Source organism: Hoeflea sp., assembly GCF_984452065.1.
The window spans coordinates 1-10,448 of record NZ_CFHWAF010000056.1; the positions used below are offsets into that span (position 1 = coordinate 1).

Genomic DNA, 10,448 nt, shown 5'->3' on the forward strand with positions numbered 1-10,448 from the left:
CGCCATGGAAATGATCGGTCGCGAAGTGGCCGCGGGCGCGGCGATCCAGGCGACGTCGGCTGATTTCGCCAAGCTCGATCGGTTGGTTGACCAGATAGCGGAGGCCGCGCACATCAACGAACTCGTCGACCGGCAGTTCGAGTTGCATGCCGGTCTCGTCGCTGCCTGCCACAACCCGGTGATGGCTCTGATCATGGACGCGCTGTCATCGGTGGTCCGATCGCTGATCGCCAGCAGGCTCAGGATCATCACCATGGTCAGCGGCGCGTTTGAACGCAATGTGGAGGTCTATCGTGCCCTGATCGACGCGCTGCGTGCGCGCGAGCCGGAACTGGCGCGTGGCGCCGTTCAGGAATGCTACTGGCTGTGGCGCAGGGAGGAAGCCAAGGTCGCCGATCTCTGGCTTGGATGAATCATTATCATGACGCCGACCGGAAAAGGGGTGGACTCCACGCCAGTGTTGGTATACCACATTCCAATAAACAGGAATTCGGTATACCAAATGGCCAAACTGACCATGGCGCCCGTGCCCAAAGCCAGCGAGAGTGTCTACCAGACGCTCTTCCGGGCAATCGTCGAGGGTGAACTGGAGCCCGGCGAGCCGCTGAGCGACCGGGCTCTGGCGCTGCAGCTCGGTGTGAGCCGAACCCCTATCCGCGAGGCTTTCCATCAGCTCGAGGCTGCCGGCTTGGTGCGCCGGCGTGGTCGGATCGGATGGGTGGTCACCGCCTTTGACCGGCGCGACGTTGAAGAACTGATCGAGTTGCGAACCGTTCTGGAAGTGGCCGGGGTCCGCAAGGTCGTGGAGTTGCACACGGCAGATATCAACCGGATCGCCGGCCTTTTCGATGGTTTTTCACTCCCCATGCCGGCAGGCGAGATAGCCCGCTACCTGGCGGTCGACCATGAACTGCACCTGGCCCTGATCGGCGCGACCGAGAATCGACGGATCATTGAGGTCTACCGGCACGTCGAGTGGCATATCGACCGGGTGCGCCACTTCGTGTCCTACAGCGCCCACCGGCGCGTGGATGAAAGCCTGGAGGAGCATCTTCGCATTTGCCGCGCGCTGAAGGCCCGTGACGCCGACGAGGCAACGCGCGCTTTGAGCACGCATCTGCTCAACGTTCGCAAGAGCTTTCTGGATCTGTTCGATCGGGCCATGGCCGAGGCCGGTCAAGGACAGGACAGTGACACCGTAAACCGTTCATAGGGCGCCAACACACCCAGTTTACAGCGTTTAGGAGGAGGAACTTATGAAAACGCATAATCGCACATTCGCAGGATTTCTGGCTGGCACAGTGCTGGCTGCGGGACTTGCGGTCAACGCTCACGCGGAAACGACCATTCGGCTAGCCGTCGGTGATCCGATCGGCTCAGCGGTCGGCGCCACGGCGCAGGATTTCGCAAAGCGCGTGGATGACGCAACGGATGGCAAGGTCAAGGTTGAGGTTTTTGCCGACGGCGTCCTGTTTGGCGGAGACCAGAACGCGGCCGTCAACATGCTGCAGAACGGCTCGCTTGATGCGGTCATCCTGTCGACTTCGGTTTATGCTTCCTTCGAGCCTTGCATGAATTCGATCAGCCTGCCCTACCTGTTCGAGGATTACGATCAGTTCGCTGCCTATCTGGAAGGAGAGCCGGGCCGGAAATTGCTCGATTCCCTCGATCGGCTGAACACCGAGGGTTTGGCGTTGATGATCCGTACCTTTCGTCACGTGACCAATTCGGTGCGCCCGATCGAGACACCGCAGGATCTTGAAGGACTCAATCTGCGCGTGCCCAACAACAAGCTTTGGGTCGAGTTCTTCGGTCCATTGGGCGCCAACCCGACGCCTATGGATTTCAAGGAGGTCTATACCGCCTTGCAGCTTGGCGCCATCGACGGGCAGGAAAACCCGGTCGAAGTGCCGTTGGCCAACAAGTTCTTCGAGGTGCAGTACCACCTGTCCCTCACGGGTCACCTTTCGGACGGCTATATTCTGGCCGTAAACGAGGATGTGTGGGACGCGTTCGACAAGCAGACGCAAAATGCCCTGCGCACGGCCGCGCAGGAGACGGCGCGTTTCAAGTTCGAACAGGATCTGAGTGAAGAAAACCGCATTGTCGCCGAGCTTGAGGATCTGGGAATGACCGTCAACCGGCTGACGCCAGATCAACGCGCCGTGTTTCAGGAGCGGGCGCTGGCGCTCTACCCGAATTTCGAGGCGCTCGTCGGCAAGCAGTGCATGGCTGAAGCACTGGAATTCGTTGGCCGTTAGCAGTCGATGAGTCCGGGCGATCAAGACATGCGGCCGTCCACCGATACGGCGGGCGGCCCGCCAGGTGCCGACACGTCGGCTCCGCATGAATGGATCAGTCGCAGGGGCCGGCTCTGGCGCGCGGTCGACGGAGCCGTGTTTCTCGGTGTTTTGGGCATGCTAATCATGGTCGCGATCCAGGTTCTTTCACGCTTGTTCCAGCATTCGCTGCCTTGGACCGAGGAAATCACCCGCTACCTGTTCATCTGGACCGTGTTTCTCGGGCTTGCGGCTGGCTTTCGCTCGGCCGAGCACACCCGTATAACCTTGCTTCTATACATGGTGCCCCGGCGATTGCGCATCGTCGCAACGCATATCTATTTTCTGGCGGGTGTGGTGTTCTTCTCGATCGTCGCCTTCACGGGCTGGCGACTGATCGTCCAGCAGTTTCAAAGCGGTGAAAGCTCGCCGGCGCTCGGCATCGACATGTTCATGGTCACGGCGGCGGTGGTCGCCGGCGCCGCCCTGTCGCTGTTGGCTCATGTCGAAACGGTCTATCTGGATGCGCGTGTGCGCAGCATTCTCGATGAAGAGGCGATCGACACGTGAGTATGACCCTGCTCGCCTTGTTCTTCTTGCTGGCGGTACTGGGCGTTCCGCTTGCCGTGTCACTGGGCCTTGCGGCCGCGATCACGCTTTACCTTTACGACCTCCCGCTGTCGGTGGTGTCGCAGGCCATGTATACCTCGATGAACAGTTTCCTGCTCGTGGCGGTCCCGCTTTTCATCCTGGCCGGCCGCGTTATGGAACAAGGCGGTGTCTCGGACCGAATCTTTGCCGCCGCAAATGGCGTGGTCGGACGCTGGCGCGGCGGGCTGGGCCAGGTCAACATCGTCGCCAGCATGATCTTCGGCGGCATATCCGGGTCCTCGGTCGCCGATGTCAGTGGGCTGGGGCCGCTGGAGATCCGCGCCATGACCGAGCGCAGATATCCGCGGCCATATGCGGCCGCGCTAACGATGGTCACCTCGACCATGGCATCGGTGGTGCCGCCCAGCATCCTGATGATCATTGCCGCGGCCACTGCGGGCCAGTCGGTCGGCGCGGCCCTCGCAGGGGGCCTTGGGCCGGCCATTGTGTTGTTAATTCTGTTTGCGTTGCTCAATTACGTGCTTTCGGTGCGTCACGGCATGGGTGAAGTCGTTCCGCTTCCGGGACGCCAGACACTGATACAGATCGCCGTTGCGCTACCGGCGCTCGGCGCGCCCATCATCATCCTCGGAGGTATCTTTCGGGGTTTCGTCACACCGACCGAGGCCGCGGGCCTCGCCGTGCTTTATACGCTGTTCATCGGCACCGCGATCTATCGCGAAGTTTGCTGGCGCAAGCTGCCTGGTCTGATCACGCGCGCCGGGATCAATGCAGGAACGATCCTGTTCATCGCCATGGCCGCGTCGGTCGCCACCTATATCTTCACGATTGACGGTCTGCCGCTGAAGGTGAGTTCGGCCATCCTGGCGCTGTCGGACAATCCCGTCGCCGTCCTGCTGCTGCTCGGTGTGGCGCTCGTCGTGGTCGGCATGTTCATGGATATCATAGCCGCGATCCTGATCCTGACGCCGGTGCTGCTGCCGACTGCGCTGGCGGTCGGCGTCGACCCGATCCACTTCATCGTGTTTCTGGTGACGGCGCTGTCCATCGGTCTGTCCTCGCCACCCGTCGGGGTCTGTCTGTTCGCAACCGCCTATATATCCGGTCTGCGCGTTGAAACCGTAGTTCGGGCCGCGGTGCCCTACTATATCGTCATGCTGCTGGCGCTGGTCCTGCTGGCGCTATTCCCCAACCTGGTTCTCTGGCCTGTCCAGATCCTGATGTGATGTCCCGCAAAGGCAGTGCGTGGCATCGCCGGCTGTCTAAGGAGCGCTTGTGTGAGTTACGTAGTCAAACAACCATGGACGAGTTTCATTGATGGAAGCTGGGCTTCGGGTGAAGGCGGCCGGCTGGTGGAGATCGCCGATCCGGGGTGCCTCGGTGCGGTGGCTTCGCGATATCGCACGAGCGGCGCGGAAGACGTGGAGCAGGCCGTGCAGGCGGCGGCGCGGGCCTTTGCCGTCTGGTCGGCCACGCCGGCCGCCACGCGGGCCAATCACGTCTACGCCCTGATCGATCTGTGGCGCGACCGGATCGATGGCCTGGCCGAGGCGACCACGCGCGAAATGGGCAAGCCGCTGGCCGAATCGCGCTCGGAAGCCATGCGTGCCATAGACGAGATGCGCTTTTGGGCAGGCGAGGCCCTGCGGCTTGGCGACCGCACCTTCGAGAGCACGAGGCCGTCGACGCAAGCGCTCACGATCCGGCAGCCAATCGGCCCGGTCGCCGCCATCGCCCCGTGGAACTTCCCGATACTGACACCGGTGCGCAAGGTGATCCCGGCGCTGATTTGCGGCTGCACCATTGTGCTCAAACCGGCTCTGCAGGCTTCCGCCGCATCCGTTCTGCTGATGCGGATGCTCAGCGAGGCGGGGCTGCCGAAGGGGGTCGCGAACCTGCTGATCGGCTCGGGCGGCGAAATCGGCGACGCGCTGGTGCGTCACCCGTTGATCGCCGGCATATCCTTTACCGGATCGACGCAGGTGGGCACCGGTATCGGGGTTGCCGCCGCCGAGCGCAATGCGCGGGTCCAGCTCGAGATGGGCGGCAAGAATGCCGCCGTCGTCGCGTCGTATGGCGACACGGACCGCGCGGCGGACGAGATCGTCAAGGCCGCTTTCGCCGTTGCCGGGCAACGCTGCACATCGATCAGTCGCGTGATCGTGCCGCATCGGGAGAAGGCGGCGCTCGAGGCGGCGCTCGTGCGCCATGCCGAGGCGCTGCGTGTCGGATACGGGTTCGATGACGGCGTGCAGATGGGGCCTTTGGCCAGCAGGGACCAGTTCGAGACAACCGAACGGTATGTCCGCATGGCCAGGGATGGCGGCGGACGGATCCTGACCGGTGGTCACCCTTGCGGCGAGGCCGGCTATTACTACGCACCGACCGTTGTCACCGATGTTGCTCCGGACACGCCGCTGGCGACCGACGAGATCTTCGGCCCCGTTCTGAGCGTCATTCCCGTGGCCGACTTCGAAGAGGCGCTGCGTGTCAACAATGAGGTTCGATACGGGCTGACATCGGCGGTCTTCACCGACGACGCGGATATGGCACACGCCTTCACGGCCGGTTCCCAGGCCGGAATGGTCCATGTCAATCACGGCACATCGAGCGAGGGGCATCTTCCCTTCGGCGGCTGGAAGCAATCCGGTCAGGGTCCCTACGGCATCGGCGATACGTCCGCCGATTTCTACACGGCGCTCAAGGCAGTTTACCGGATGCACAGGGCCGTCCCAAGATCATCTTAGAAGAGACAGGACATTGAACGATCAACGTACCTTCAGTTTTGAGTTTCCCGCACGGATCGAGTTTGGCGCAGGTGTGGTTGCCCGGCTCGGCGAGTTCGTTCGTTCACTCAAAAGCAATCGCGTTCTGATTGTAACGGATCCCGGTTTGGTCGAAGCCGGCATCGTCGACCGCATCACGTCAGTCCTCGATGGGACAGGTATCGACCATCTGATCTTTCAGGAAATTGAATCAGAGCCCGATGCCCGTTCCGTACACGCTGCTGCGGATCTCTATCGTTCGGAAAAGTGCTCTTCCATTGTGGCGGTGGGTGGCGGCAGCGCCCTGGATGCGGGCAAGGCTGTCTCGGTGATGGCAACCAATCCCGGCCATATCCGGGACTATGCCGGTCTCGGGCTGGTCCGGAAGGCCGGCGTGCCCTTTATCGCCATCCCGACCACCGCCGGCACCGGCAGTGAAGGCACCATCTGGGCGGTCATTTCGGAGAAGGACCAAGCCGACAAATACGGGGTGGGCAGCCCCCATCTGGTACCCCGGCTTGCCGTTTGCGATCCGGAACTGACGCTGACCCTGCCGCAGCGCGTGACGGCGCTCACCGGCATCGACGCGATGAGCCACGCCATGGAGTCCTATATCAACAAGGCCACCCAGCCGATATCCGAGGCTTTGTCGGAGCAGTCCATGCGTCTGGTCGCGCGGTCCTTGCGCAAGGCGGTCTTTACCGGAGACACGGTTGCCGCGCGGTCCGACATGCTGCTTGCCTCGACGATGGCGGCCATGGCCTTCAACTCCACGCGCCTGGGCATCGCGCATGCGCTTGCCATGCCGCTGGGAGCGCAGGCGAAGATCCCGCATGCCGACGTGATTGCCGTGCTGATGCCGCCCGTCCTGCGGTTCAACATGGTCGCCAATCTGGAGAAGTTCGCGCGCATCGCCGAGATTTTCGGCGTTTCCACGGCAGGCTTGCCGTTGCGCCTGGCGGCCGAGCGCGGTGTCGAGGCGGTCGAACAGCTTATTGCCGACGTCGCGCCGCCGGCGAAACTGAGCGATTGGGGTGTCGAGGACAGGCATCTGCCCGCCTATGCCGAGGCGGGAATGCAGACCGGCAACATTCCCGTCAATCCGCGGACCCCTTGCGCCGAGGATTTGGTGGCGATCATGAGGGACTGCCTGTGACACGCACCGCCGACCGGTCCGAGGCCGCTCCATTGCCGCTCTGTCCGCCAGCGCTCCTGACGGATCATTGCACGGCGTTGCTGGCGGCACGCGGTCTGCCGGCGATGGAGGCCGAGACCGTCGCACAATCGCTGGTTCACGCCAATTTGCGCGGGGTGGATTCGCATGGCGTGACGCGGATGCCGATCTATATCGACAGGCTGGAACGGGGCATCGTCAATCCCAGGCCCGACATCGGCATCGTGCATGATCGCGGAGCCACGCTCTCGATCGACGGCGACAATGGCATGGGCGCCGTGGTGGCCAGTCGCGCCCTCGACCTGGCGCTCGCCCGCGTCGAAGCCCATGGCAGCGTGACCATCGGTATTCACAACAGCAATCACTACGGTTCAGGTGCCTATTATGCCGAAAAGGCAGTGCAACGCGATACGGTGGCCTTTCTGTACTCGAACGCCCCGCCCACCATGGCGCCTTGGGGCGGTGTCGATCCCTATCTGGGCACCAATCCCTATACGTTCGCCGCGCCGGCGGGCGACTTCCCGCCCGTCATTCTCGACATGGCGACCAGCGTCGTGGCCAGGGGCAAGATCATCATGGCCGCCAACTCCGGCGAACCGATCCCGCCCGGCTGGGCGATCGACAAGGAAGGCATTGAGACGCGCGACGCACAGGCGGCACTCGCGGGCAGCGTGCTGCCCTTCGGCGGCGCCAAAGGCTACGGAATAGCAATGATGATCGACGTGATGGCGGGCATCATGACGGGCGCGGCCTTTGGCCCCCGCATCGGCGATCTCTACAAGACGCTGGACGCACCGCAGAATGTCGGTGTGTTCATGCATCTGGTGCATGCCGGCGCGTTCCAGCCCGTTGAAGCGTTCAAGCAGCGTGTTGATGCAATGATCAGTCAAATCAAGGCGAACCGGCCGGCGCGCGACGTTGAGGAGGTGATGGTCCCCGGTGAGATCGAAGCGCGGATGGCCAAGCGGCGTGCCCGCGAGGGGATTCCGCTTCCGGTCGATCTGGTGGATCAGCTCGACCGTCTCGCATCGGGCGATATGCCATCGCTGTGCCGCGCCCTCGGCGTCGACAGCCACCGAACGGAGGAACCCCGACAATGAACAGTATTCGCCTGCACGACCCGGCGCCTCGAATCGAGGCAGCCTTGATCGCCCGATCCCGCGTGCTGCCCACGCCGGCCCTTTCCGATGGCATGGAGCGTCACCAGGGCGCATCGGGGATTTTGCCCGTGGCAGGTTGTCTGGATGCCTTGAACGGTCAGTCTATGACGGGCACGGCGCTGACGGTTCGCACCAGGCCCGGCGACAACCTGGCGGTGCACAAGGCGCTGGATCTGGCGCAGGCGGGCGACGTTCTCGTCATCGACGCTCGGGGCGAGACGCAGAACGCGATCCTTGGCGAGTTGATGTGCCGCTATGCCGTCACGCGCTCGGTCGCCGGGATTGTGGTCGATGGCGCGATCCGCGATTCAGCGGCGCTGTCCCGCGGCATTCTCCCCGTTTTTGCCCGTGGTATTTCGCACCTGGGGCCGTACAAGAGCGGACCTGGCGAGGTGTACGGGCCGGTGCAGGTCGGCGGCATGACCGTTCACGACGGCGATCTGGTTGTCGGGGATGCCGACGGTGTTGTGGTCGTCCCGCGCGCCCGTGCTGAGGCTGCTCTCAAGGCCGCCGAGGCGATCGTCGCCAAGGAAGACGGTCAGGCCCGGGCAATCGCCAGCGGCACATGGGACCGCAGCTGGATCGACCTGACTGCCAACATCACTCGTGCGGGCGATGGCCAACCCTAGGCGCCGCCGATCGATCCGTTCGGATATGCAGGGATACGCAACCCGCGTGCATCAAAGGGGCTACAGCCATGCCACCCGGTAAACCGCGCATCGTTTTTCTGGATCGCGCTACTATTTCGGTGCCTGTGAAGGCCCCGGCCTGGCCGCATGAGTGGGAGAATTTCGATGCCACCGGGCCGGCCGAGGTAGCGGATCGCATTGCCGATGCCGAGGTCGTGATCGTCAACAAGGTGGAATTGAGGCGCGAGACCATCGAGCGGGCCAGCCGGCTCAGCCTCGTGCTGATCGCGGCCACCGGCACGGATAATGTCGATACGGCCGCTTTGGACGAGCGGAACATCGTCTGGCACAATGTCGTCGGTTACGGTGCCACATCGGTAACCGAGCATGTGATGGCGCTGATCCTGACGCTCCGGCGCAACATCATCGCTTACCGCCAGGCCGTCCTGGGCGGGCGCTGGCAGCAGGCGGGTGAATTCTGCTTTCACGATTTTCCGGTCGCCGAGCTTGAGGGGGCGACGCTGGCGATCATCGGTGGCGGCGCGATCGGTCAACGGGTTGGACAACTTACCCGGGCATTCGGAATGCGCATCGTCCTTGCCGAGCGGAAGGGCCGGCCCGCCCGGCCCGGGCGGACAGCTTTCGAAGACGCATTGGCCAATGCCGATGTGATCAGCCTGCACTGTCCTCTCACCGACGAGACACGTCATCTTCTCGATGATGCGGCTTTCTGCGCAATGAATATGCGGCCCTTCATCATCAACACAGCCCGCGGGGCGCTGATTGACACGGCGGCCCTGGTCCGCGCTCTGGACACCGGGCGCATTGGAGGCGCCGGGCTCGACGTGCTGGAAGCCGAACCCGCTTTACCCGATGACCCGATCATGGCGGTGACGGATCGGCCCAATGTTGTGGTCACACCGCATATCGCCTGGGCCGGCCAGCATGCGCAGAACGTCGTCGCCCGGACACTGCGCGCGCGCCTTGATGCCTGGTGGGCACGGAGGGGCTGATCGTCCAAAAGCCGGGCATGGGTACGCGAGCACATTCATGTGACCGGAACAAAGAAGTGCCGACGCCGGAAACCATGCATTTGCAGGACAGCCGGAGACTGGTTTATCGGACTCAAAACTCATTTGCTCTGATATTGACTTCCCATATTGGCATAACAGGTTTCTGTTAAAAGTGTTTACCTGTGGCCCATGGATCGGAGATTTTTAATCTGTATTTCTTTTGAAAGAAGCAATTAGCATTTTTTCGGCGTAGCGACTGGTATGATAGGTTTTACTCTGCTATCTCAATATCTGTCTACGTCAGCCCGCAAATGAGGAGATGGTCTGATCGTGTTTCCTACCGACCATGAACAGAGTTTTGCCTTCCCGCCCCTGCCGGTCGATATCAGGTTCGGCCTTGGCTCAACCGCCCAACTGCCCGAACTGGTGGATGCGCTTGGGGGCGGCAAGGTTCTTGTCGTGACCGATCCGGGCGTCGTGCAGGCTGGTCTGGTCGATCGCGTGACCCAACCCGTCGCCGCGGCAGGGATCGCGTGCGGCGTCTTCGATCAGGTGCGCCCCGATTCCGGCTCGGACCTGATCATGACCGGTGCATCGCTTGCCCGGGATGGGCAGTTCGATGTGATCATCGGTATTGGCGGCGGCAGTTCGCTCGACAGTGCCAAGGCGATTGCCGCAATGGCCACCAACGAAGGCTCCATCTTGGACTATATCGGCCTCGACAAGCTTCTCAAGGACCCCTTGCCGTCGATCTGCATTCCCACCACATCGGGAACCGGCAGCGAGATGAGCATCTGGTCGGTTCTGACAGACGAT

At 62.6% G+C, this 10,448-nt stretch carries 11 protein-coding genes; all 11 read left to right on the top strand.

Annotated features, from left to right (window positions below):
- Positions 1-412: FadR/GntR family transcriptional regulator (locus tag AC5E6N_RS12385; protein WP_491748101.1), on the top strand; the 412-nt coding region annotated here is incomplete at its 5' end.
- A gap of 90 nt (positions 413-502) precedes the next feature.
- Positions 503-1,213, top strand: coding sequence for a GntR family transcriptional regulator (locus AC5E6N_RS12390; protein ID WP_491748102.1), 711 nt, complete (start codon positions 503-505; stop codon positions 1,211-1,213).
- A gap of 43 nt (positions 1,214-1,256) precedes the next feature.
- Complete coding sequence (locus AC5E6N_RS12395; protein ID WP_491748103.1) at positions 1,257-2,261, top strand: DctP family TRAP transporter solute-binding subunit; 1,005 nt, start codon at positions 1,257-1,259, stop codon at positions 2,259-2,261.
- Positions 2,262-2,288: 27 nt separating this feature from the next.
- Positions 2,289-2,849 carry a TRAP transporter small permease gene (locus AC5E6N_RS12400; RefSeq protein ID WP_491748104.1) on the top strand — a complete coding sequence of 187 codons (561 nt, stop codon included), beginning with the start codon at positions 2,289-2,291 and terminating at the stop codon, positions 2,847-2,849.
- A 2-nt stretch (positions 2,850-2,851) separates the two neighbouring features.
- Positions 2,852-4,117, top strand: coding sequence for a TRAP transporter large permease (locus AC5E6N_RS12405; RefSeq protein WP_491748127.1), 1,266 nt, complete (start codon positions 2,852-2,854; stop codon positions 4,115-4,117).
- Between the two features lie 51 nt (positions 4,118-4,168).
- On the top strand, positions 4,169-5,638 hold the full coding sequence (locus AC5E6N_RS12410; RefSeq protein ID WP_491748105.1) for an aldehyde dehydrogenase family protein: 1,470 nt from the start codon (positions 4,169-4,171) through the stop codon (positions 5,636-5,638).
- A gap of 13 nt (positions 5,639-5,651) precedes the next feature.
- A complete protein-coding gene (locus AC5E6N_RS12415; RefSeq protein WP_491748106.1) occupies positions 5,652-6,812 on the top strand; it encodes an iron-containing alcohol dehydrogenase in 1,161 nt (386 codons plus the stop codon).
- Positions 6,809-7,930 (top strand): Ldh family oxidoreductase, encoded by a 1,122-nt coding sequence (locus tag AC5E6N_RS12420; RefSeq protein ID WP_491748107.1) that lies wholly within the window; start codon positions 6,809-6,811, stop codon positions 7,928-7,930. Before AC5E6N_RS12415 ends, AC5E6N_RS12420 begins: the two co-directional genes overlap by 4 nt.
- A complete protein-coding gene (locus AC5E6N_RS12425; RefSeq protein WP_491748108.1) occupies positions 7,927-8,619 on the top strand; it encodes an RraA family protein in 693 nt (230 codons plus the stop codon). Before AC5E6N_RS12420 ends, AC5E6N_RS12425 begins: the two co-directional genes overlap by 4 nt.
- 68 nt (positions 8,620-8,687) lie before the next feature.
- On the top strand, positions 8,688-9,632 hold the full coding sequence (locus tag AC5E6N_RS12430; RefSeq protein ID WP_491748109.1) for an NAD(P)-dependent oxidoreductase: 945 nt from the start codon (positions 8,688-8,690) through the stop codon (positions 9,630-9,632).
- Positions 9,633-9,962: 330 nt separating this feature from the next.
- Positions 9,963-10,448: iron-containing alcohol dehydrogenase (locus AC5E6N_RS12435; RefSeq protein ID WP_491748110.1), on the top strand; the 486-nt coding region annotated here is incomplete at its 3' end.

Excerpts from the sequence above, each read along its gene's own strand:
- AC5E6N_RS12390 (WP_491748102.1), top strand. The coding sequence starts at position 503 with ATGGCCAAACTGACCATGGCGCCCGTGCCCAAAGCCAGCGAGAGTGTC.
- AC5E6N_RS12395 (WP_491748103.1), top strand. The coding sequence starts at position 1,257 with ATGAAAACGCATAATCGCACATTCGCAGGATTTCTGGCTGGCACAGTG.
- AC5E6N_RS12400 (WP_491748104.1), top strand. The coding sequence starts at position 2,289 with ATGCGGCCGTCCACCGATACGGCGGGCGGCCCGCCAGGTGCCGACACG.
- AC5E6N_RS12405 (WP_491748127.1), top strand. The coding sequence starts at position 2,852 with ATGACCCTGCTCGCCTTGTTCTTCTTGCTGGCGGTACTGGGCGTTCCG.
- AC5E6N_RS12425 (WP_491748108.1), top strand. The coding sequence starts at position 7,927 with ATGAACAGTATTCGCCTGCACGACCCGGCGCCTCGAATCGAGGCAGCC.
- AC5E6N_RS12430 (WP_491748109.1), top strand. The coding sequence starts at position 8,688 with ATGCCACCCGGTAAACCGCGCATCGTTTTTCTGGATCGCGCTACTATT.